The 24,361-nt window shown below is 45.9% G+C and carries 17 protein-coding genes and 1 pseudogene; 15 read left to right on the top strand and 3 right to left on the bottom strand.

Features of this window, described 5'->3' with window-relative positions:
* Positions 1 to 99: 99 nt before the first annotated feature.
* Positions 100 to 420, top strand: a pseudogene (locus V7M78_RS18680) (IS66 family transposase); the annotation flags it as partial.
* Positions 421 to 707: 287 nt separating this feature from the next.
* Here V7M78_RS18680 and V7M78_RS18675 read toward each other — a convergent pair.
* Complete coding sequence (locus V7M78_RS18675) at positions 708 to 1,628, bottom strand: tyrosine-type recombinase/integrase (protein WP_333651878.1); 921 nt, start codon at positions 1,626 to 1,628, stop codon at positions 708 to 710.
* A gap of 221 nt (positions 1,629 to 1,849) precedes the next feature.
* Between V7M78_RS18675 and V7M78_RS18670 the strand changes: the two genes are divergently transcribed.
* From V7M78_RS18670 to V7M78_RS18660, 3 genes are all read left to right on the top strand, one after another.
* A complete protein-coding gene (locus tag V7M78_RS18670; RefSeq protein ID WP_333651877.1) occupies positions 1,850 to 3,253 on the top strand; it encodes an AAA family ATPase in 1,404 nt (467 codons plus the stop codon).
* Positions 3,243 to 3,935 (top strand): hypothetical protein, encoded by a 693-nt coding sequence (locus tag V7M78_RS18665; protein ID WP_333651876.1) that lies wholly within the window; start codon positions 3,243 to 3,245, stop codon positions 3,933 to 3,935. The genes V7M78_RS18670 and V7M78_RS18665 overlap by 11 nt, the downstream gene beginning before the upstream one ends.
* A 509-nt stretch (positions 3,936 to 4,444) precedes the next feature.
* The gene (locus V7M78_RS18660; RefSeq protein WP_333651875.1) at positions 4,445 to 4,594 is read left to right on the top strand and encodes a hypothetical protein; all 150 of its coding nucleotides are present in this window, start codon (positions 4,445 to 4,447) and stop codon (positions 4,592 to 4,594) included.
* Positions 4,595 to 4,655: 61 nt separating this feature from the next.
* On the opposite strand, the gene V7M78_RS18655 is transcribed toward V7M78_RS18660, so the two are convergent.
* On the bottom strand, positions 4,656 to 5,048 hold the full coding sequence (locus V7M78_RS18655) for a hypothetical protein (protein ID WP_333651874.1): 393 nt from the start codon (positions 5,046 to 5,048) through the stop codon (positions 4,656 to 4,658).
* 231 nt (positions 5,049 to 5,279) lie between these two features.
* A complete protein-coding gene (locus V7M78_RS18650) occupies positions 5,280 to 6,617 on the bottom strand; it encodes an N-acetylmuramoyl-L-alanine amidase family protein (protein WP_333651873.1) in 1,338 nt (445 codons plus the stop codon).
* Positions 6,618 to 6,917: 300 nt separating this feature from the next.
* On the opposite strand from V7M78_RS18650, the gene V7M78_RS18645 reads away from it, so the two are divergent.
* From V7M78_RS18645 to V7M78_RS18595, 11 genes are all read left to right on the top strand, one after another.
* Positions 6,918 to 8,846 (top strand): thiamine pyrophosphate-binding protein, encoded by a 1,929-nt coding sequence (locus tag V7M78_RS18645; RefSeq protein ID WP_333651872.1) that lies wholly within the window; start codon positions 6,918 to 6,920, stop codon positions 8,844 to 8,846.
* Between the two features lie 49 nt (positions 8,847 to 8,895).
* Entirely contained in the window at positions 8,896 to 9,837 is a 942-nt protein-coding gene (locus V7M78_RS18640) for an NAD-dependent epimerase/dehydratase family protein (RefSeq protein WP_333651871.1), read from the top strand.
* Between the two features lies 1 nt (position 9,838).
* On the top strand, positions 9,839 to 11,044 hold the full coding sequence (locus tag V7M78_RS18635; RefSeq protein WP_333651870.1) for a class I SAM-dependent methyltransferase: 1,206 nt from the start codon (positions 9,839 to 9,841) through the stop codon (positions 11,042 to 11,044).
* A 9-nt stretch (positions 11,045 to 11,053) separates the two neighbouring features.
* A complete protein-coding gene (locus tag V7M78_RS18630) occupies positions 11,054 to 12,166 on the top strand; it encodes a zinc-binding dehydrogenase (protein WP_333651869.1) in 1,113 nt (370 codons plus the stop codon).
* Between the two features lie 4 nt (positions 12,167 to 12,170).
* Positions 12,171 to 13,157, top strand: a complete 987-nt coding sequence (locus V7M78_RS18625) for a glycosyltransferase family 2 protein (RefSeq protein ID WP_333651868.1) — start codon at positions 12,171 to 12,173, stop codon at positions 13,155 to 13,157.
* Complete coding sequence (locus V7M78_RS18620; RefSeq protein WP_333651867.1) at positions 13,154 to 15,346, top strand: glycosyltransferase family 2 protein; 2,193 nt, start codon at positions 13,154 to 13,156, stop codon at positions 15,344 to 15,346. The genes V7M78_RS18625 and V7M78_RS18620 overlap by 4 nt, the downstream gene beginning before the upstream one ends.
* Position 15,347: 1 nt before the next feature.
* Positions 15,348 to 16,337 carry a glycosyltransferase family 2 protein gene (locus V7M78_RS18615; protein WP_333651866.1) on the top strand — a complete coding sequence of 330 codons (990 nt, stop codon included), beginning with the start codon at positions 15,348 to 15,350 and terminating at the stop codon, positions 16,335 to 16,337.
* A 250-nt stretch (positions 16,338 to 16,587) separates the two neighbouring features.
* Positions 16,588 to 18,006 (top strand): undecaprenyl-phosphate glucose phosphotransferase, encoded by a 1,419-nt coding sequence (locus V7M78_RS18610; protein WP_333651865.1) that lies wholly within the window; start codon positions 16,588 to 16,590, stop codon positions 18,004 to 18,006.
* Positions 18,007 to 18,039: 33 nt separating this feature from the next.
* Complete coding sequence (locus tag V7M78_RS18605) at positions 18,040 to 20,679, top strand: LCP family glycopolymer transferase (protein ID WP_333651864.1); 2,640 nt, start codon at positions 18,040 to 18,042, stop codon at positions 20,677 to 20,679.
* Positions 20,680 to 20,927: 248 nt separating this feature from the next.
* A complete protein-coding gene (locus tag V7M78_RS18600; protein WP_442914677.1) occupies positions 20,928 to 22,259 on the top strand; it encodes a S1C family serine protease in 1,332 nt (443 codons plus the stop codon).
* Positions 22,260 to 22,546: 287 nt separating this feature from the next.
* Positions 22,547 to 24,328 (top strand): HAMP domain-containing methyl-accepting chemotaxis protein, encoded by a 1,782-nt coding sequence (locus V7M78_RS18595; protein WP_333651862.1) that lies wholly within the window; start codon positions 22,547 to 22,549, stop codon positions 24,326 to 24,328.
* Positions 24,329 to 24,361: the final 33 nt, after the last annotated feature.

The raw sequence follows: 24,361 nt of genomic DNA, 5'->3' as shown, positions 1-24,361 counted from the left end.
ATCCGATGATTCAAAAACTTTGCCGTTAACAGACAGCCTTCAATTATAAACAGAGGCTGTCTGTTTTTCTATACACCAACATATTTGACACTTACTATCAAAAACCGTGGAGACTTTCTTTTGACCTATCTGGAAGATGGCCGGTGCAGCCTGAGTAACAATCTTAGCGAAAATTCAATTCGTCCAGTAACTGTAGGCCGTAAAAACTGGCTCTTTTCGGACACTCCGGAAGGAGCGACTGCTAATTCACTCTATCTCACCATCATAGAGATGGCAAAGGCGTATGACTTAAATCTATATGAATATCTGAAGCTCTTGCTAGAGAATCGTCCAAGCAAGGGCATGTCAGATAACGAGATAGCAAAACTTGCACCTTGGGATAAAACAGTCCAAGAACTTTGCAAGAACAAAATGGAGTAAAATGCTTGCATTTCCGAATCCTAGCAATAGGGTCTGGAAATAAATTTTGAGCCATACCCCGAAATCACGCGCTTACTTTTTTTCCAACAGTTACCTGCACCTTTATCAACAGAATTAACAAACTCGACCGCAAGTGCCTCAAATCCACGATATCCATCTTTTATATTGCTCCAACTAAAATTCATATAGTTCTCCAACTTTATATTACTGGATAATCATATATTATCCTTTATTGGTAATTCCAATCTGACCGTCACTTAAAATCATCACAAATTCCCCCTATCCCTCTAAAACCTCAACTTATTCCGTGGATTCTTAGCCATCAAAATATCCCTCTGCTTATAAGCCGTCACATGCGTATAAATCTGGGTTGTAATAATCGAACTATGCCCCAGAATCTGCTGAATATATCGAATATCCACATCCTCCTCCAGCAGCAAAGTGGCAAAAGTATGTTGAAACATATGCGGAGTAATATGCTCCGTAAGCCTGGCCGTATCCGCATAGCGGTTAATCATAAACCTGACAGACTGCTCTGAAAGCCGATTCCCCAGCCGATTACAGAAGAAGAACCCCTCCTCCCGTATATCCTTCTGAAAAAGCTTTTGATAAGCAACCAAAGCATTCAACACCTGAACATTTGTTAGCAAAACGATTCGCTCCTTCGATCCTTTTCCGTATATTCGGACACTTCCCTGTTCCAAATCTATGTCCCTGCACTTCAATGAACAAAGTTCCGATACTCTCAACCCCGTAGAAAACAGCAGTTCCAAAACTGCCACATCCCGCACTGCTGACTTTTCCTGGTATTCGGACACTCCCTCTGCCTCCCGGTTCTCATAAGCCGCTTGAAATAATTTCTGCAGACTTCCCGTAGGAATGGTTCGGGGTAGCAGAGATGACTCCTGAAATTTCACCTTAATTTTAGAAAATGGATTTTCCGGCAGTATCTCTTCATATTCCCAATAAGAAAAAAATGCCTTTAAACTCGCTACCTTCCTCTTAACACTTTTCGGCTTATACCGTTTATGTAAATACGTTATATAATTGGTAATATAATTCCGCTTAAATGCCATATCATCCTCTTTCATATGCCCATAATACTGTCCCAAATCAATTCTATAGGCATTTATTGTTTTCTGATTGAGATTCTTTTGATAATGGCAGAATTCCATATAGTCCTCGATCAATTGCCGTAAGTTATTCATGAATCCTTCCTCCTGATGTAAAGTAATAGAGATATTATGAAGGATAATGATTCATTTGTCCAAAATTGTTTTATTTTCCATATTCCATATTTCACCATAAAATCTACTATAAATAACTCATAAAATAACAAAATCGAAATAAAAAAGGCACATCCCTAAAAAGATATTGATAAAATTTCAAAAAAAGCATAAAATACAAAGTAAATATGGAGGAAAAATATATGCGAGATCTTGTAGTACGTTTACAGTCTGTAGAATTAAAAAACATCAAAAATGTAAATAACGGAAAAATCGAAATGCCCAACACCTTCCGAAAAAAACCATCATACAAAAATCCGGAAATCTTAGGCTTATACGGCCAAAACGGTTCCGGAAAAACAGCGGTTGTCGATGCCCTATATTTCCTTCAACGCATCATGACCGGCAATGTACTTGACCCAGAGATAGAAGATTACATCGACGTAAAAGAAACCAACGCCGAAATAACAACAGAAATTGCCCTTTACACAGCAACGGAGATTTACGAAATCACCTACAAAGTCACACTTCACAACCCCCCTGGAGTCCGCGCAGAAATCTGCCGTGAAACCCTCAGCTGCGCAAAAACCACTTCTGAAGGAAGAAGCAATAAAATCGTATTCATGGACTACAACCGTGATGACGAAGCCATCTTCACCCCCAAAAAACGCTTGGACGAGTTAGTAGAAGAAAACAAGTCCTACAAAATGGATTTACTGGTTGCAAAGAGAATTGCAAAAAAGAGCAACTGCTCCTATATATTCGGCGAGAGCAGCAGAGAAATATTCCAGAGCAATTTTCATGGAGCCTTTCACGAATATTCCTTCATTATAATATCCCTGTTCCGTTTTGCCTTAACAGACTTATTTGTAATCCGCAACATCCATTCCGGTGTCATTTCAGCCAATTTAATCCTCCCCATGGCATTTCGGATTGAAGCCGGTGAAATGGCGGGAAAAGCCATAAAAGGTGATTTTTCCGTTTCTCTTGTCCAACCCACAGTGATTGATAAGGAAAGGAAAGAAGTCTTATACCAGATTGTGGAGGAAATAAACACAGTCCTCTACACCATTATCCCCGGAATGAAAATGGGGATTCGGGATTACGGATTGCAGCTTATGGACAGCGGAAAAGAAGGCATCAAGATCGAACTCTTATCAGTAAGAGACGGCATTGAATTTCCTATCCGCATGGAATCAGAAGGAATCATAAAAATAATCTCCATTCTAAATGCATTGATCCACGCCTTTGGTGACTATTCCGTATGCCTGGTCATTGACGAACTGGATGCCGGTATTTTTGAATTCATGCTGGGAGAACTTCTTTCTATATTTGATAAAAGCGCAAAGGGCCAGCTCATCTTCACATCCCACAACTTACGGGCATTGGAAATGCTGGAAAAAGAAAGCATCATGTTTTCCACCTCTAATCCCCAAAATCGCTACATCCACATGAAACACATAAAAAATTCCAATAATCTGCGGGATGTATATTTGCGAAGCATAACCCTGGGAGGCCAGAAAGAGGAAATTTATGCGGAAACGGACAGTTTAAAGATTTCCCGTGCTTTCCGAAAAGCAGGCAGGAGTATATGGGATGAAAAATAGGGAGAAAAAGGTCCTTCTATTCCTTGTGGAAGGTCCCAGCGACGAAGCTGCCATTGGTACAATCATCAAAGAGTATTTTGAAGCAGAACAGGTACAGTTTCTTGTAGTCCATGGTGACATCACAGTAAGGGATTATGTGAGCACCGATAAGATCCTTACCAAAATCAATGAATTAGTTAACAAAGTGAAAAGCATATACGGCTACAAAACTGCAGATTTCCTAAGAATTATTCACTTAACAGATTCCGATGGTGTTTTCATCCCCGATGAGCACGTACACAAGGCCAATGTGGAGAGCATTGAGTATTACGAAGACCGTATGGAAACATCTTCTGTAAAAAACACATTAGACAGAAATCACAGGAAAAAAGAAATATTATTTAAGTTACACAGAACAGGAAAAATAGGAACCATTCCCTACCGTATTTATTATAATTCCTGTAACCTGGAACATGTGCTTTTTGGTGACCAGAAGGATTTTACTGATGACCAAAAGGAAGAATTATCAGACGGCTTTGCAGAGCAATACGAAGGTCGTGTCAATGATTTTGTCAAATTCATTTCATCTTCGGAAATAGCTGTACCGGGAAATTATCAGGAAACGTGGAAGTACATGGAAGAAGGCTTAAACTCTTTGAAACGGGCTACCAATATGCATCATATATTTCAGGAGGCCCGGTAAATAAAAGAGCCTGAACTCCCGGATACCATTCCCCAATGCCATTTTTTCAGCTATATAAATATAAAATTTTTGTGAAAGTTTTCAGATACTGCGGATGGAAAATTATAATTTTCCGTCCGCAAATTCCTTTTTCTCCAAAATCAATAAATACCGGATCGGCAGATTCCCCAAAGAAAAAAGCCGGAATTTCTATAAAAACTTATTTTTTTCATAATCTTTTATGAAATCTTGTCGACATTACAATATGCATACCTATGGTATATATAGTATATCTTTGTGTTGATATAGATATATGTAGTATGTCTGCTTGTTTCATCGCAAGAATAAAAGCTTTTTTGTTAAAAAACGATAAAAGAATGTCGAATAATGCGATAGATTTTGCTTTTCAAATGGCTTAAAACAGCTTATAGTGATTACAAGAACAGCGATAAACTATTAAAATTCTCAGAACCTTGTAATAGGATTTGGAGATTTTGAAAGGTTATAGCAGAAAAAGGAGGGTTTTCTATATGACTGATGCTGAGAAGCTGCGGATTATAGAGATGGAGAATGAGAAACTGCTGGAGGAGAATATGAAACTCTACAAGGTGATTGAAAGGCTGAATCAGACACTCAACCGATTGATCGGACGTTACATATGCTCTGATAGGATGGCCTGAACCGGGGGGATATAACCGGGAGTGCCCGTCACTCCCGGTTATATCCCTGTAAGGCTGTCTCTTATTTAAAATGCTCCTTGCCATCAGAAGTAAGCCCTCTGCTTGCGCGGACCATTTCCCATATGGTCTGGTGCATCCATTCGATGGTTTTATTTAGTTTTTCATTTTCAATTTCCAGTTCGGTAATGCGTGCACCCATTTGGGCGATGATCTCTCTTTTATTATTTGTCTTATGAGGCTCCAGCAGGCGCTTTACATAAGGAGAAGATGACATAATAATATATGCGGAAAGCAGCTCGTCCCTCTCTTCACAAGACAAATCCATAAAGTCCTGATAGTTAAGATCCAGACACGTCATTTCTAACCGGCATTTGGGGCACACTGCATTCCGTTCAAGTTGGTAATATCCATAGTAGCCGCATTTGGCGCAGTAATATACGGATAGTTCTCTCATTGTTCTCCTCCTTTTTCGTATATGGTAAAAAATGGTCTACTTCTATATATATAACGTAAGATAAATTAAAATATGACGAAAAAAAACATAAAACATATAGAATATGTAACCTTATAGAATTAACGGAAAAATTATAAGAAATAATGCAGAAATACATAAAAAGTCCGCAGGCATAAGCGCCGCGGACTTTTTAAATTTGAACGGATGAATCTTTTGTATTTTATGTTATTTTTACTGAATGATACCGTTTGTATCTACAACAAATACTTTGCCGTTAGAATCCTTGTAGTCTCTGAAACCAGCACCAAGCTCTGGTTTTTCAGAGGACTTAGAGGTGGAAGATGCTTTCTGAACAGCGCCGCTGGTGTTTACCAGATAGTTGGTGCCGTTAAGAGTAACAGAAGCCATCTTTAAGTCAACGTCAGCTTCTTTTCTTAAACCGTACTCATAAACAGTGTTGTCCAGGATTCCGTGGTAGCCCTGTCCTTTTTTGCTTCCGGAGGTCTGGAAGTACCAGATCTCATTCTCGTCAGTATCTTCGTTGTAAATGGTCTGCTTGCCGGTGCTCATAGCGCCGTTGTCTGCGAAGTAGAAGTTAGCGATGGTATCGTTATCCAGGTTGACTACTTCCAGTCCAGTCTGCATTTCACCTTTTGTATTAAATCCATATTTCTGAGAGCTTATAGTAAATAATCCAATTCCTTTTTCAGCATAGTAAGGTGCGCCGTTTTTGAAGAAGAACCAATGAAGTGTGCCTTCTTCGCTAAGCTCTGAAATGCCTTCGATTTCTCTCCAGCCTTCTGCTCTTGCACCGCTTTCCTCATCATAATAGTGATATCCAGCTGCAGTATCTTTTGTATTTTCGGCCGCTTCTGATGGAGTTGCAGTTTCAGGAAGCTTATACCATCCGGTCTGCATTTCTCCATTGACAAAGGTATAGTAGGAACCTTCGATTTTCTTGTCCACCTGATCTTTGACCATGGCGCCGTCTTTATCGAAATAGTACCAGGAGAGTGGATCTTCTGCGTCCTCATCTGCGTTTTCAAGCTGGAACCAGCCTGTTTTCTGAGCGCCGTCATTTTCGTCGCCGAGATAGTAGGTGAAGTCACCGATTTCGACTTTGCCGGTCAGCATCTGGCCCTGCTCGTCAAAATAATACCCTTTGTCTTCGATTTTCTGCCACTTGGAGATAACGGCTTTACCGTCTTTTCCATAATAATGCCAGAAAACTTCCGGTGCGTCAGGGGAGTCCCAATAGTTGTCGTTGTTCACGGAAATCCACTGGTTGATCACTCTTTTTCCGCTTTCATCAACATAGTATTCATCAATTTCCTGACTTGTGGCAATTTCGCCATCCTCATCTAAATAGTACCAATCGTCGCCGTATTTCTTCCATGAATCGGTAGCGTAAAAATCGCCTTCTTCATAGAACTTTAAGGAACCGTTTTCCTCAACCCAACCGGTTGCTTTCGCATAAGCGGTTGCGCTTGTAAGGCCCAGTTCCGGAGCTGCCATGGCGATTACGCCGGCAGCGGATAATACAGCCATCAATTTAAAATGCTTTTTCATAAATATGTTCTCTCCTTTTTGCAATAAGTTTTATCGTGGCCGAAAATCCATCGTTGCATTACTCTGCGATTATAACCCATAGCCGAGATACAATGATAGTGTGGTTTCATGGCAAATATGGAAGGAGGTAACAGAACAAGAAAAAAGATGAGAAAACCCAGGGGTTTCCCCTTGCCGGCAGCCTAAAAATGGAAGAATACGCCTTCAGAAAGTAAGAAAACTTTAAATAGGAAAATAAAGGCTGGTATGATATAATTACAAAACAGAGAATAAACATCCCTTAAAAAGGAGATCCAAGCCATGAGAATGAAAGTATCCAACTATATTTCCCAAAAACTGGTGGATTCCGGAATCACCCAGGTATTTACCGTCACAGGCGGAGGCGCCATGCATTTAAATGACGCTCTGGGCCACCAGGAAGGCCTGCACTGCTTGTATAACCACCATGAACAGGCCTGTGCAATAGCCGCAGAGGCCTACGCCAGAATCCGTGGAAAGATAGGAGCGGTCTGCGTGACCACCGGACCTGGCGGCACCAATGCCATTACCGGAGTGCTGGGAGGATGGCTGGACTCCATTCCCATGCTGATCATATCCGGACAAGTACGCTATGATACCACTGCCCGCTGGTCAGGTGTAGGAATCAGAGCCATGGGCGACCAGGAATTTGATATTATAAAGTCCGTTGACTGTATGACAAAGTACAGTGAGATGGTCATTGATCCCATGAGAATCCGTTTTTGTCTGGAAAAGGCCATCTATCTGGCTCTTTCCGGACGCCAGGGTCCTGCCTGGCTGGACATCCCCTTAAATGTTCAGGGAGCTTATATTGAAACCGATGATTTGATCGGGTTTTCTCCTGAGAATTACGAGGCAGGCGGAGACGGCTGGGTTTCTGAGGCCGGCCCCAAAATCAGGGAAGATCAGGCAGGAGAGGGGGAAACCCGCCAGATTCTTCCGTCCCAGGTGGCGGACGATACGGTCCGGGCCATCTTGGACAAGATCCGTTCTTCTTCCCGCCCGGTGATCAATGCAGGAAATGGAATACGGATCGGAAAAGCTTATGAGGTGTTTGTCAGAGTGGCGGAAAAACTGGGAATCCCGGTGGTGACCGGATGGAACAGTATCGACTGTCTTCATGATGACCATCCTCTCTATACCGGCAGAGCCGGGGGAATGGGAGACCGCCCCGGTAACTTTGCAATCCAAAACAGCGATCTTGTCCTTTCCCTGGGAAGCCGTTTAAGCATCAGGCAGGTAGGGTATTCTTATAATACATGGGCCAGAGCTGCTTACGTGATTGTCAATGACATTGACCAGGAAGAACTGAAAAAACCATCGGTTCATGCTGATATGAGGGTTCATGCCGATGTAAAGGATTTGCTGGAGGCCATGGAAAGGCTCCTGGACTGCGAATACAAGGCCACCAGGGAGCACCCCTTATTTTCAGGAGGAAAAGGTCTGGATAACATGACCTGGAATGAGACTTGCCGCATGTGGAAGGAAACCTATCCTGTAGTGCTGCCAAAGCATTATATCGATGAAGGCAAGGGAACAAACGTCTACGCCTTTATTAAGGAATTAAGCTCCAGACTTTCCAAAAATCAGATCACAGTAGTGGGGAACGGCTCTGCCTGCGTGGTGGGCGGACATGCCTATGTGATCAAGGAAGGCCAGCGCTTTTTATCCAATTCTGCAGTTGCCAGCATGGGATATGATCTTCCGGCGGCTATCGGCGTCTGCATGACAGAACAGGAACAAGATGTCATTCTGGTGACAGGAGACGGCAGCCTCCAGATGAATTTACAGGAGCTGCAGACGATTATCCATCACCGTATGGCTATTAAAATATTCCTTATTAATAATGGAGGTTATCACTCCATCCGCCAGACCCAGAAGAATTTCTTCGGAGAGCCTTTGGTGGGAATCGGAGAGGACAGCATGGATTTAAGCTTTCCTGACATGGCAAAGCTTTCCGGGGCTTATGGCTATCCTTACGTGTCAATCCATAACAACGGGGAATTGGAACGGGGAATTGAAGAGACTCTTTCCATACAGGGGCCAGTCATCTGCGAGGTGTTTGTGAGCAGGGATCAGAACTTTGAACCGAAATCCTCGGCTAAGCGTCTGCCTGACGGGACCATGGTATCTCCTCCTTTGGAGGATTTATCCCCCTTCCTGCCTGATGAAGAAATGGACCGGAATATGATTATTCCCCGAATAAAGTAGTCAAATATTTCGCGGGAATAAAAGGTCAAAGGAATACGGAGGAAAAACGTTGAACGTTGTTGTAACGGGAGCCACCAGCTTTCTGGGAAGGAGGCTGGTGGACCGGCTTTTAAAAGACGGCAGCCAGGTGTTTGCGGTAGTCCGTCCAGGCTCAGGGAATTTAAGCAAGCTGGATGTAAACCGCAAGGGCCTGGTTTTAATTGAGCGTCAGCTTCAGGACTTGCAGGACCTTGATCAGGTCATTGGTGAGTCTTGCGGCGCATTTTATCATTTTGGATGGGACGGCTCAGGAAGTGAAAATCGAATGAAGGCGGACGTACAGCAGAAGAATGCAGAGGATTCTTTAAAAGCCCTGGAGGGAGCCAGACGCCTTGGCTGCAAGCGCTTTCTTTTCAGCGGTTCCCAGGCTGAATACGGAATTCATAAGGAACCTTTATCAGAGGAGACAGAGTGCAGGCCAATTTCTGAATATGGGAAAGCCAAGCTGGAATTTTTAAAGCGGGCTATGGAGCAGACGGAAAGCTGGAGACAGACGGGAATTTCTGACATGGAATACATTCATTCCAGAATATTCAGCGTCTATGGGCCTGGAGACCACCCCTGGTCCTTGGTGGAAAGCTGTCTGGGTGCCTTTGGAAAAGGAGAGTACATTTCCCTGGGGGAATGCACCCAGATGTGGAATTTTTTATATCTTGATGACTGTATCCAGGCGCTGGTGCTCCTGATGAATCAGGAAAGGGAATCCATTTCCGGGATATATAACGTGGCAGGACCGGAAAGTGAAAACAGGCCATTAAGGGAATACATCCGGATGATGTATGAAACCATGGGCTTTCACGGAAGCTACAGCTATGGAAGGCGGAAACCCAATGCGGAAGGCCCGGCTAATCTGATTCCTGATATCAGAAAGCTTCAGGAGGCCACCGGTTGGAAGCCTGAGGTGTCATTTCCGGAAGGGATAAAAAGAACAGGCTTGGGAGGTAACATGTAATATGAGAGACAGGAATTGTATTGTATGCGGCACATCTCTTGGAGAAAAGCCGCTGATGACCCTTGAGCATATGCCGGCTTCTGCCCAGGACATGCCCTCAAAAGAAGAGGTTGAACATGACAATGGTGTGACCCTTCATCTTCACCAGTGTGAAACCTGCGGCCTGGTACAGTTTGACTGTCAGCCGGTGGCTTACTATAAGGACGTTATCCGGTCCGGCGGATTTACTACTACTATGGTGGAGCTGAGAAGAAGCCAGTACCGTCATTTTATTGATACCTTCCGTTTGGAGGGAAAGAAGCTGATTGAGGCAGGCTGCGGACAAGGAGAGTTCCTTGGGGTGCTGAATGAATTTCCGGTAAAGGCCTGCGGAATTGAACACAGAGAAAGTCTGGTTCAATTAGCCAGGGAAAAGGGGCTTACGGTTTGGAAGCAGTTTGCAGAGGAGGGAGCGGTTTTAGAGCCTGGAGACGGCAGTATAACCGGCCCTTATGACGGCTTTTTGTCTTTTAATTTTCTGGAACATCAGCCTGAGCCCGTAAGTATGCTCCGCTGCCTTGCAGATAATTTAACAGAGAATGGAGTGGGCTTAATTACAGTCCCCAGTCTGGAATACATCCTTCAGTATGACGGCTATTATGAACTGATCCGGGATCATCTGGCTTATTATACCTTTGATACCCTTAAGTTCGCGGTTCAGGAGGCCGGATTTGAGGTTATAGAGGAAGAAATGATCAACAGGGACACTCTTTCCGTCCTTGTAAGAAAGACGGCAAACCCGATGCAAGCACAGGCAGAAACGGCCCGTCAAGGAAGAAATCCGGAAAAGGTGGATGTTTCGGGACTGATAGAAAGCCAGACTCTGATCGGAAGAGAAATGGAGAGCCTGATTGAAAACCTAAAGTCCCAGGGAAAGCGGCTTGCCGTATGGGGAGCCAGCCATCAGGGCTTTACACTGACAGCCACCACGGAAATCGGCAGGTTTGCGGAGTATATCATTGATTCCGCTCCCTTTAAACAGGGGAAATATGCCCCTGCCTCCCATCTTCCTATTGTGTCTCCGGACCATTATAAAAAGGACCCAGTGGAGGTTATTTTAATCGTGGCTCCCGGCTATACCAATGAGATTGCCGGGTCAATACGGGAAAAATTCGGCAATGATGTGGAGATTATGGCGTTAAAATCCAATCATCTGGAAAGGATATAGAATAAAACTATGAAAGCATTTGTTTTAATTGAACCGGGGAAGGTTGGCTGGCATGAGGCTCCGGAACCTGTCCTCACTCCTTACGGTGCGATCCTCCGTCCTCTGGCGGTTGCGCCCTGTTCTTCTGATGTCCATACCGTATACGGAGGAGGTTCCAGAAAGGCTCCCAACTTGATTCTTGGTCACGAGTGCGTGGGAGAAATTCTGGAAACAGGAGAACTGGTCCAGGATTTTAAACCGGGAGATGTGGTAGTGGTTCCTGCCATTACGCCGGACTGGCGGGCAATGGGAATTCAGGAGGGAAATTTTAAACATGCTTCCGCACCTTTTTCCGGCCATCAGCTTGGAAGAACGGCTCCCGGAGTTTTTGCGGAGAAATTCCTCATTCCTGATGCGGACACGACTCTGGCAAAGATACCGGAAGGGGTTACTCTGGAACAGGCTCTCATGTGCGTGGATGTGGTGACTACAGGTTTTACCGGCGCTGAATTTGCCGATATCAAAATTGGTGATACGGTGGTGGTTCTTGGAATCGGCCCTATTGGTTTGATGGCCATAGAAGGTGCCCGCCATTTAGGAGCGGCTCGGATTATTGCTGTGGGCAGCAGGCCTATTTGTGTGGAGCTGGCAAAGGAATTCGGAGCCACAGAGGTTCTTAGCTATAAGGTGAATCCGCCTGAAGGGCAAGGAGAAGCTCATCTGGAGGGTAAGGACAAAGATGTGGTGCAGCAGGTACTGGAACGGACAGGCGGTTTAGGCGCAGATGGCGTCATCATCTGCGGAGGCGGCGACGAGGTATTTGCCCAGGCAGTGGATATGGCCCGGTATGGCATTGGAACCATTTCCAATGTGAATTATTTCGGCGGAACCGGAAACCTGCCCTTTCCCAAGTTTTCAGGAGGAAGAGGCATGGCGGGAAAAACCATTCATACAGAGCTTGCCAAGGGAGGCCGTATCAGGATGGAGCGCCTTCTTAAGATGGTTCAGTATGGAAGAATCAATCCCCAGAAATTAGTGACCCACCAGCTAAACGGTTTGGATCAGGTGGAAACAGCATTGCAGATGATGAAAGAAAAGCCGAAAGATTTAATTAAAGTCATGGTTCGGATAGATTGGAAGTGAACAGATGAAGACAATCAGTATTGTGGTTCCCTGCTATAATGAGGAAGAAAATGTAGAAGTCCTGTATCAGGCGATTTCCAGCATATTTAAGAAGGAGCTGCCGGATTATGGCTACGAGCTCATTTTTATCGATAATGATTCCAGGGATCATACCAGAGAAAAAATACGCAGGCTTTGTTCCCGGGATGAAGGAGTCAAGGGAATATTCAACGCCAAAAACTTCGGCCAGTTCAATTCCCCCTATTATGCCATGCTTCAGTCCACAGGAGACTGCACCATTCTCATGGCAGCGGACTTTCAGGATCCGGTGGAAATGATCCCAAGGTATGTAAAGGAATGGGAAAAGGGCTATCGGATCGTCATAGGAATCAAGGAATCCAGCAGGGAAAATAAGCTGATGTACTGGCTGAGAAGCTGCTATTACAAGGCTATTAAAAAGCTTTCCGACGTGGAGCAGATCGAGCACTTTACCGGCTTTGGGCTTTATGATGCAAGATTTATCAGAGTGCTGAGAGAACTTGATGACCCCACCCCCTTCCTTCGGGGAATCGTGGCGGAGCTTGGCTTTAAGCGCAAGGAAATTCCTTATGACCAGCCAAAACGCCGGGCAGGAAAGACCAGCAATAACCTTTACCGCCTCTATGATGCGGCCATGCTGAGCATCACTTCCTATACAAAGGTGGGGCTTCGTCTGGCGACGATTTTTGGAAGCCTCTGTTCTTTTGCCAGCATGCTGGTGGCTCTTGTATACCTGGTTTTAAAATTGATGTACTGGGACCGCTTTCCGGCAGGTATGGTGCCTCTTTTGATCGGCATGTTTTTCCTGGGGTCCATACAGATTTTCTTTATCGGACTTGTGGGAGAGTACATCATGTCCATGAATGCCAGAATCATGAAACGGCCTCTTGTCATTGAAGAAGAGAGGATCAATTTTACAGAAGAGGATATGCTTCTTACGGCAGCATCTGTGGAGGATGAGGATCAGAGATGAAATATAAGATAGATATTGCACGAATCCGTGAAAATTCAATGATATTAAATGGCTGGGTGATCGGCAGGACAGAAGAGACGGAGGCAGAGTTTCAGGTCTTGGACGGCAGTGAGAATCCGGTTGAATTTAAGCTGGTTCCCGTCCGCAGAGATGATGTGAGCCAGATTTATTTCAAGAAAACAGTGGCAAGGGATCTTGGCTTTGACATCCGGATACCTTATATCCGGGAGGAAAATGAGGATCGGATTTTGGTCATCCATTGTGATGGCAAAACCGTAAAGGTGAAGCTCAATGCATCCATTCTGGAACGGCAGAACAGTTCTGCCCACAAAAGGACTGCCAAGCTGAAAAGCATGATGAACGCCCAAACCCTTTGCTCTGCAGTGGACTTCTGGAAGGAAAACGGCTTTAAAGCGCTGCTGTTAAAGTCCAGACACAAACTTCAGGGCATTGACAGTGATTACGATTACCCGGAGTGGTACAGCCTTACCAAAACATCAGAAGAAGAATTAGAAGCCCAGAAGAAAACAGTTTTTGACTATAACCCCAAAATGTCCGTAGTAATCCCCGCCTATAAGACACCGGAGCGGTTTCTGGCAGCTATGCTGGATTCCCTTCTGTCCCAGACTTATACGAAATGGGAAGTCTGCATAGCAGACGGAAGTCCTAAGGGGGAGAGTGTGGAACGGGTGTTAAAGCGCTACGCTTCAAAGGATGAGAGAATCCGGTACGTGATTTTAGGAGAGAATAAGGGAATCTCAGGAAATACCAATGCAGCTCTTGAAATGGCTACAGGAGATTTTGTGGTTTTAGCAGACCACGACGATACCCTGGCACCTGATGCCTTGTTTGAATGCGTAAAGGCCATTAATTCTGATCCGGAAATCGATGTGGTTTATACTGACGAGGACAAGCTGGACATGGATGGAGGAGAGTTGTTCGAACCTCATTTCAAGCCGGACTTTAACCCTGATCTCTTAACCAGCGTCAACTATATCTGCCATCTGTTTGTGGTCAATCACGACCTTCTTATGGAAGTGGGCGGTTTCCGGGAGGAATTTGACGGAGCCCAGGATTATGACTTCATTTTCCGCTGTACGGAAAAGGCCAGGAAGATTTATCATGTGCCAAAGGCATTATACCACTGGCGCTGTCACCAGAATTCCACTGCCAGCAACCCGGAAAGCAAACTTTATGCCTTTGAGGCAGGAGCAAGAGCCATTAAGGCCCATTATGAACGGATGGGCATTGGAGTGAAATCAGTGGAAAAGGGAGTGGATTACGGTATTTATCATTCCACCTTTGAGATAATCGGAGAGCCCTTGATTTCCGTTATTATCCCCAACAAAGACCACAGCGCTGACTTGGATTTATGTATGCGCACCCTCATTGAAAAATCCACTTACAGGAACCTGGAATTCATTGTGGTGGAAAATAACAGCACTGCCCCGGAAACCTACGATTATTATGAAAAGATCCAAAAGGAATTTGACTCTGTCCGGGTGGTGAAATGGGACCGGGAATTCAATTACTCTGCCATTAACAATTTCGGCGTTTCCTTTGCAAAGGGAGAATATCTTCTGTTTTTAAATAATGATACGGAAATCATCAATCCGGAAAGCATCCATGAACTTCTTGGCTTCTGCCAGCGGGAGGATGTGGGAATTGTGGGAGCCAGACTCTTATATTCCGACGATACCATTCAGCATGCCGGTGTGGTAGTAGGCTTTGGCGGAATTGCAGGCCACACTTTTATCGGCCTTCATAAGGCCGAAAGCAGCTATTTCAACCAGGCCATGTGCGCCAGAAACTACAGCGCGGTAACTGCTGCCTGTATGATGAGCAAAAGATCCCTCTTTGATCAGGTGGGAGGCTTTACTGAGGAGCTGCAGGTTGCTTTTAATGATATTGATTACTGCATGAAGATCCGCTCGATCAATAAGCTGGTGGTATATGCGCCTTACGCCCTGTTCTACCACTATGAGTCTAAATCCAGAGGTCTGGAGGACACGCCGGAGAAGGTGGAACGCTTTAACCGGGAGATTAAGAAGTTTTCAGAGCGGTGGCCGGATATTTTAAGAGAGGGAGATCCCTATTACAATCCCAACTTAACCCTGCGCAAGTCCAACTTCGCCCTGCGTGACCTTAAAAAGGAAAAAATCGGGGAACCTTACAAGCTTGAGGTGTGAGATGCAGAAAAAAGTGACCATCATTATTCCTAATTACAATGGACTGAAATTTATGGAACCTTGTTTTAAGGCCCTGGAAGCTCAGAGTGAAAAGAACTTTGAGCTTCTTGTGGTGGACAACGGTTCTTCCGATGGCAGTGTGGAATGGCTGAAAGAGCGGAATATTCCTTCTGTATTTCTCAAGGAAAACACCGGTTTTTCCGGCGCTGTAAACGTAGGCATCAACCGTGCCCAAACCCCTTACGTCATTCTTTTAAACAACGATACAGAGCCTGAGCCGGATTACGTCAAGGAAATGGTAAAGGCCATTGAACGGTCACCTGAAGTTTTTTCCGTCAGCAGCAAAATGATCCAACTTTATCACAAGGAGCTGATGGATGACGCAGGAGACATGTATAGCCTTCTTGGCTGGGCTTACCAGCGCGGCGTAGGCCAAAGCAGCCGGGGCTACCGAAAACCCTGCCAGGTATTTTCCGCCTGTGCGGGAGCAGCGATTTACCGGAGAGAAGTCTTTAAGGAAATCGGAGGCTTTGACGAGGACCACTTTGCCTATTTGGAGGATATTGACGTAGGCTACCGGGCAAAGATTTTCGGATACAAAAACATGTACTGTCCTACAGCCATAGTTTACCACGTAGGAAGCGGAACCAGCGGTTCCAAGTACAATTCCTTCAAAGTCCGCCTGGCTGCCAGGAACAATGTGTATTTAAACTATAAAAATATGCCCTTCCTACAGCTTTTTATCAACCTGGGGCCTTTATTGGTTGGGATGTTTGTAAAATATTTGTTTTTCAGGAAAATCGGCTTTGCTTCTGACTATGCAGAAGGCCTCAAAGAAGGTTTGAAGACGGCAGGAAAAACAAAGAAAGTGAAGTTTCGTTCCACTCATTTGGGGAACTATTTGCGTATAGAAGGAGAGTTGATTTATGGAACAATCCTCTATATTTGGGAGTTTTTAAAAAGAAAGCTAAAAATTTTCAGGTCATTTTAAGAATAATTTAATAGCAACATAGGGATTTATTGTGTATAATATCCACGAAAGCAATGAGCAGTGCGAAACGGGGCGCGAAAGAATTTTTTCGTTGTGCCCGCACATAAGAAAAAATTCTTTTGTGTCCTGTTTCATAGGGCGAATGCCCGTGAGCCGGTAAAGCCGCAGGCTTTACCGGCTGCACTGCGGACTTACGGGCAACACAAGCCCCCCTATGATTCACCCTCAAGATTTGGAAGGTCTTCCCACTATGATAAAAGACAATCAGAAAAAACTAAACGGATTCCACGTAGTACTGGACGCTTTAGTCCTTGCCCTGTCCTACTTTCTGTCCTGGGCGCTGCTTCTCGCAGGAAACCGCATATTCAGTCCCGGAAAAGGAGTTTTGGCTCCTCAGTATTATTTCGCAGTATTTCTCGTAATGCTGCCGGTGTATCTTCTGCTCTATGGCATCTTTAATTTATACACGCCGAAGAGAATCCAGGGGAAGCGGTATGAGTTTGCCAACATCTGCAAGGCTAATTTATTTGGGGTTTTGCTCTTTACCATGATTTTTTTTCTGGCAAAGAATAACCCCTATTTCCGTGAGTTCTCCAGAAGAATCATATTCTACTTCTGCGCCATCAACATCGTCCTAGAAACCGTAGAACGCAATCTCATCCGCTACACCCTCCGCTCCATGCGTTCCAAAGGCTACAACCAGAAGCACATCCTTTTAATCGGATACAGCCGTGCAGCCGAAGGTTTCATAGACCGTGTCCTGGTAAACCCTGAATGGGGATACCAAATCAAAGGAATCCTAGACGACACAAAAGAATGGGCAACCGGATACAAAGGAATCAACGTCATCGGAAAAGTAAGCGACTTAGATGAAATCCTGGACTTAAACTCCCTGGATGAAATAGCGATCACCCTCAGCATCACCGAATACGCCAGCTTAGAAAGAATTGTAGCCTCCTGCGAAAAATCAGGCGTCCACACCAAATTCATCCCAGATTACAACAACATGATCCCCACCAGGCCCTATATAGAAGACCTTCACGGTCTGCCTGTAGTAAACATCCGCCGTGTACCTCTGACCGACCCACTGAATGCCATGGCAAAAAGAGGGGTAGACATTTTAGGGGCTGTTTTTGCATTGCTTTTATTTTCACCTGTCATGCTTTTGGCAGCAGCACTCGTTAAACTGACTTCCCCTGGCCCTCTCATCTACAGCCAGGACCGGGTAGGCCTCCACAACAGACCATTTAAAATGTATAAGTTCCGTTCCATGGTGGTTCAGGCTCCATCCGAAGAAAAAACAAAATGGACCTCCCCCCACGACTCCCGTGTAACCCCTATAGGACGCTTCATCAGAAAGACAAGCATAGATGAGATGCCCCAATTTTTAAACGTCCTCCGTGGAGACATGAGCCTGGTAGGCCCAAGACCAGAAAGACCTCTTTTTGTAGAAAAATTTAAAGAAGAAATCCCCCGCTATATGATCAAGCATCAGGTGCGTCCGGGAATCACCGGATGGGCTCAGGTAAACGGATACCGAGGAGATACTTCTATTACAAAGAGAATTGAACACGACTTGTATTACATTGAAAACTGGACCCTGGGATACGACTTTAAGATTTTATTTCTTACGGTATTCAAGGGATTTATCAATAAAAATGCATACTGATACCACGACACCATTAGGATTGAGGATAAATAGATGAAAAATGAATTTGATGATGAATTAGACCGTGATAAGGTTGAAAAAAGCAGGCACGGTTCCTATTCAGAGCCAGATCCGTCCGATGCAGACTACTACCTGGATGACGATTATACAGATTCCGGGGAAGAGGAAGCGGGCGTAAAAAACCAGACATCAGGCCGGGGAACCGGCCATTCCCGGACTGGACCGGAAGGCAGCCAGGCAATGTTCAGAGGGCAGGAGCCCTCCAAAGCTGCCAGCCCCCGGAACCCTTCCGGAAAGGCTCAGTCTCAGAACTCTGCCCGCCCGAGGCAGGGAGGAGGACAGGAGTTGTCCCGCTCCCAGACCGCAGCAGGCAGTGTCCAGGGAATCGGACGTTCCGGAGCGCTGTCAGGGATCGGCCAAGGCTCAGCCCGTTCCAAAGGGCAGTCAGGACTCAGTCAGGGTGGCACCGGTTTCAGAAATTCAGCAGGAAATGGTCAGGGAGCGGCTGGTTCCCAGGCCTCAACAGGAAATGACAAGGGAGCAGCCCGTACTACGGCGCAGTCAGGAACCGGCCAGGGAACGGCTCGTCCCCAGGCATCGGCAGGAAGTGATCAAGGAACAACTCGTTCCAAGACAACGCCGGGAAGCAGTCAGGAAGCGTCTTATTCCAAAGCAATGTCAGGAAATGGTCAGGAAGCGTCCAATTCCAAAGCAATGCCAGAAAGTAATCAAAGAGCAGTCCGCTCTCAGGCATTGACAGGAAACACCCAGAGCACAGCCCGCTCCCAGACATCACCAGGAAGCGACCAGGGAACATCCCGTACCAGAGCCCAGTCAGGAAATGTTCAGGGAACAACCCGAACTCAGGCATCTGTAGCAAACACCCAGGGAACAACCCGCTCTCAGGCTTCCACAGCAAACACCCAGGGAACATCCCGCCCCCAGACACCATCAGGAATCGACCAGAACACATCCCGAATCAGACCCCAGTCAGGAAACGGTCAGAGCACAGCCCGCTCCCAGGCATCATCAGGAATTGATCAGGGAACCATTCGCCTTCCGTTATCTTCAGGAAGTGATTCCAGGGCGGCCCGTTTACAATCCTCCGCAGAAGGAGGCAAGAACGCAGCCAGCCGGTCAGGAGCCCAGACTGAAAAAAAGAAAAAAATCCGCCGCATCATAATTCTGGCGATTGCAGAGATATTTACTTTGGCCCTCATTTTCTCCTACGCCTATGTATCAAGACTGATGAACTCCATTCAGCGCCCTGATGATTTTGATGAAAATCAGGTTCGTAATGAAATCATGTCTCCGGAACAGAAAAAGCACATGACAGGTTACCGGACCATTGCAATATTCGGTGTTGACAGCCGGGATGGCAATGTGAATAAAGGTGCTAATGCAGACGTTATTATGATCTGCAACATCAATAGAGACACAGGAGAGATTCGCCTTGTATCCGTATTCCGTGATACATATTTAAATACCGGAGAAGGAAATGCCTACAACAAGATCAATTCTGCCTATTCCACCGGCGGTGCTGCCCAGGCTCTTTCAGCTTTAAATAAGAATCTGGACATGGATATCAGAGAATATGTCACCTTTAACTGGAAGTCCGTTGCCGATGGAATCAATATGCTTGGCGGCGTGGACGTTGAACTCACCAAGGCAGAGTTCAGTCAAATTAACGGTTATATTACGGAAACGGTGAAAAAAAGCGGAGTTCCTTCCGTTCATTTAAAATCAGCAGGAATGAATCACTTAGACGGTGTTCAGGCAGTGGCTTATGCAAGACTGAGAAAAATGGACACTGACTACGCCAGAACAGAGCGTCAGCGCCTTATAATCCAGAAGACATTTGAAAAAGCCAAAAAGGCGGATTTAGGACTGCTCAACAGAATACTTCTGATGGAAGTAGAGCAGATAGGAACAAACCTCACCTTCAGCGATTTTACAGAATTAATTCTGGATCTTAATAAATATCACATCGGAGAAACGGGAGGCTTCCCATTTACCCGCGGTGAAATGACCATAGGAAAGAGAGGGGACTGCGTTGTTCCCCAAACCCTGGAAAGCAATGTGCAAGAACTTCACAAGCTCCTGTTTGACAAAGAAAATCATGAACCATCTGATATGGTGAAAAAGATCAGTGCCAAAATTGCGGCTGATTCCGGTATGTATAAGAAAGGCTCCGGAGGAAAAGATGAAACTGTAAAGCAAACCACAGAAGCCTCAACGGAAGAAAAGACAAAAGATTCGTCAGAATCCTCTTCCGGAGAAACCACCGTCGGAGAAACTGATGAAAACGGCAAACCTATAAAGGGTACCGATCCTTCAGAAAGCAGTACCAAAGAAACAAAGCCTGGAGAAACAACAAAACCAGGAGAAACCAAGCCCACAGAGACGAGGCCGGGAGAATCCACTTCAGGCTCCAAAAAGCCGGGAGAAACAAAGCCCGGGGAGACAAAACCCTCTCCCACAGACAGTGCCCCAGAGCCCACCACAGCTCCGGACGGCCCGGGAACAGCTCCCACCACAGGGCCCGGCAGTCCTACTGCACCGGAAACTACCTCAGGCGGTCCCGCCGGCCCAGGCGAAACAGCACCTACTTCGCCTGCCCCAACCTCAGCCGGGAATACCGATGTCCCCGTAGTATCGGCACCTCCGGTCTAATAGTAAAAATTTACCCCGCAAAGATTCCTGTTTTGACAGCCATCTGATGCGGGGTTCTTTTATTTTCACATTTTTAATATATTTTTATCACAAATTGGTCACAATTCATTGGTAAACTTTCATTAACAAAGAAATACAAATATACATGAAAGGAGATTAAGCTTATGTATAACGAAGAAGATAACAACAAAACAGGCGGAATGAACCCTGGAGATTATAAAGAAGAAGCGATTACCACTAATTTTATTATGAGAGACCCTGATCCGGAGGAGTCCAGACAATCCCGGGAGGTTCCCCACTATCAGGAATACCAGTACCGCCAGACAGCACAGGAAAACTACTATTCAGAAGAACCGCCCAAAAGAAAGGGAGGTTTTGTAAAGAAGGCAGCCGGAATTGTGGCCGGAGCCCTGGTCTTTGGCGTAGTGGCCGGAGGAACTATGGTAGGAATCAACCTGGCCGCAGGCTCCTATATCAATAACAAATCCGTGGAGATCAGCAAGGTTGAAACCCTTCCTTCCGTAACAGCTCCTGAAGGAGCTAAACCTGCCAGCGCCGGAGGAAGTGCTTTTGCAGGAAATGATGTTTCCGCCATTGTAGATAGCTCCATGCCATCGGTAGTTGCCATTACCAGCAAGGTTCTTTATGAGAGCCAGACCTGGTTCGGCCCCATGCAGAGAGAAGGAGTGGGCAGTGGTTCCGGATTTGTTGTAGGAAAGAATGACGAGGAGCTTTTGATTGTGACCAATAACCATGTGGTGCAGGGCGCAGACCAGTTAAAGGTTACCTTCATTGATGAGACGGCTGTAGATGCAGCCATTAAGGGAACCGATGCAGACAGCGATTTAGCTGTCATTGCAATCCCTTTGAATAATATTCCCGCTGAAACCCTGAGCCAGATCGCCGTTGCCTCCCTTGGAAGCTCTGATGATTTAAAGGTAGGCCAGGGAGTGGTAGCCATCGGCAATGCCCTTGGTTACGGACAGTCCGTTACAGTAGGCTATGTCAGCGCATTAAACCGTTCTATCCAGACTGACAGCGGCGTCAATCAGGACTTAATTCAGACCGATGCGGCCATTAATCCGGGCAACAGCGGCGGCGCTCTTTTAAATATGCAGGGCCAGGTTATCGGCATTAACTCAGCCAAATATTCCTCCACAGATGTGGAAGGCATCGGCTATGCCATTCCCATTTCCAAGGCCCAGGATATTATTGACAATCTGATGACAAAGAAGACCAGAACCCAGGTTGCAAGTGATAAACAGGGTTATTTGGGAGTCCAGTGCAAGAATATCGACAGCGTCACAAGCCAGCAGCTTGGCATGCCTCAGGGCGTATTTATCTATAAGATCGTAGAAGGCGGAGCAGCCTCCAAGTCGGATTTAAGAGAAAAGGATATCATTACGAAATTTGACGGCCAGAGCATCAGAACCTATGATGACCTGACCAACATGCTGAAATACTACGAGGGTGGAACCACTGTAACCCTTACGGTCCAGTCCCTTGAGAACGGCCAGTATATAGAAAAAGAGATCAGTCTGGTTCTTGGAAGCAGACCCGTAGAGACCTCTCAGCAGTAATGACGGACAAATAAATGAATATATTAAGCTCCTCAATCCGTTTATGTAATGGCAGTACATGTAGAAATATATGTACTGCCGTTTTTTGTGATAATTCAAGAAGAAAACTTGCAAATCAGTGAAAAGCTGCGAAAAAAGCACTTGACTTTGAACAAACTATGTAGTAGTCTCTTTATAGTATTAATTACTATTATTAATTTATGTGAACGGATTAAAAATTTGGTATCTCCGTCCGATCATGGCGAGAGGGCCATAAAGAAAAAATACTTATGAGGGAGATTTATAAAATGAAAAACATGAAGATAAAAGCAAAGCTGATTGTAAGTTTTTCCATGGTAGTCCTGCTGTCCGTTATAGTCGGCATGGTCGGCATTTTCGGAATGCTGCGTATAAGCAAGGCAGACACCAGGCTTTATGAGGAAAACCTTCTTGGAACTGAAGCAATGGGTGATATGAACAACGCCGTAACTTCGCTGCGTATGCATCTCAGGTCTATGGCGATATACGGACCCGGTGACCCCCATTATACTGCCAGTGAACAGGCAATAAAGGAGATCACCAGTAAATTTGGAACGTATGAAGACAGTTATCAGGCAACCATATCCGACCAGGAGGATCAGAAGATATTCGATCAGATCAAATCCTTGTACAACGAGAATGTGCTGGGCCATGTGATTCCGGAGGTCAGCGCCGCCAGCGCAAAGAATGACATGGAGGGGGCCAAGGCGGCACTGGACGCATCTGCCGGTCATCTGGAGCAGTTGAGCGATCTCATCATGGACAGAGTGGAATATAACAGTCAGGCTGCAAAGCAAATAGCGGCCGGCAACACGAGATTAAGCTACACCATGATAATAGCTGAGATCATCATACTTCTCCTTTCGGCGTCCATCGCCCTGACTCTTGGCCTGTACATAGCCAATCTTGTCAGCAGGCCCGCTGTATTTATGAAGGATGTGCTTTCCCGTATCGGCACCCAGGGAGATCTGGAGTTTTCTGACGCCGAGTACAGGCAGACTGAGGAATACGCGGAGATTAAAGATGAAATCGGTGAATCTGTGGAGATGCTTCTCACAATGGTACGCCGCCTCGTAACAGTGGGTGAGGCTCTGGGAACAGTCGCAGGCGGCGATCTGACCTCTGAGATGCCGCTATTGTCAGAACGTGACACAATGGGGCTTTCCATTAACAAAATGGTCGGCAACCTCAATTCCATGTTTGGGGAAATAAAAACCGCTTCGGAGCAGGTATCGTCCGGGGCAGGGCAGGTGTCCCAGAGCGCTCAGGAATTGGCAACAGGTTCCAGCGAACAGGCCGCCGATGTCCAGGAGCTCACTGCTTCCGTCACCGAAGTGAGGCAGCAGGTGGATGAAAATGCGAAGCGTTCTGAAAAAGCTCTGGAAAATTGCAACACGGCTGTGTCCTTGGTGGACATCAGTATGGACTCCATGCGGCAAATGACGGAAGCAATGCAATCCATCGGCGAGAGCTCAAGAGATATTACCCGGGTCATTAAGGTAATCGATGACATTGCGTTCCAGACTAATATCCTGGCACTGAACGCAGCAGTGGAGGCAGCACGGGCCGGCCAGCAAGGAAAGGGCTTTGCGGTGGTGGCTAATGAAGTACGCAGTCTTGCTTCCAAGAGTGCGGAGGCTGCAAAAGAGACTGCCGGACTCATTGAGGGCAGTACACAGCGCGTGAACGAAGGCAGCCGGATCATGGACAAAACCAATGAAAGCCTGCAGGCCGTGAGCGTGACCACAAAGGAAAATGCTGATCTTATCAGGGAGATGTCAAAATCCCTGGAGAACCAGTTGTCCTCTATTGTTGAGATAAACCGGGGAATGGATCAGATTTCCTCCGTGGTACAGGCCAATTCCGCCACTGCTGAGCAGTCCGCCTCTGCTTCTGAGGAGATGTCGGCACAGGCAGTTTTGATGAACGGCATTGTTGAGCAGTTCAAACTGAGGCAATCCGCTTATAGTGAAGCCTATACCTTTGAACAGAGCAGCCCGGCACCCGCTCCTTCCTATGGAGACTTTTCCATGGCCTTTAGCAAGTATTAATCAAAGACAATCCTTAGCCTGCCGAATGTTCGG

The sequence above is a fragment of the Lacrimispora sp. genome (genome assembly GCF_036758025.1).
Classification (GTDB): Bacteria; Bacillota; Clostridia; order Lachnospirales; family Lachnospiraceae; genus Lacrimispora.
The sequence above is the reverse complement of the archived record's forward strand: the minus strand, read 5'-3'. Positions and strand labels throughout refer to the sequence as shown.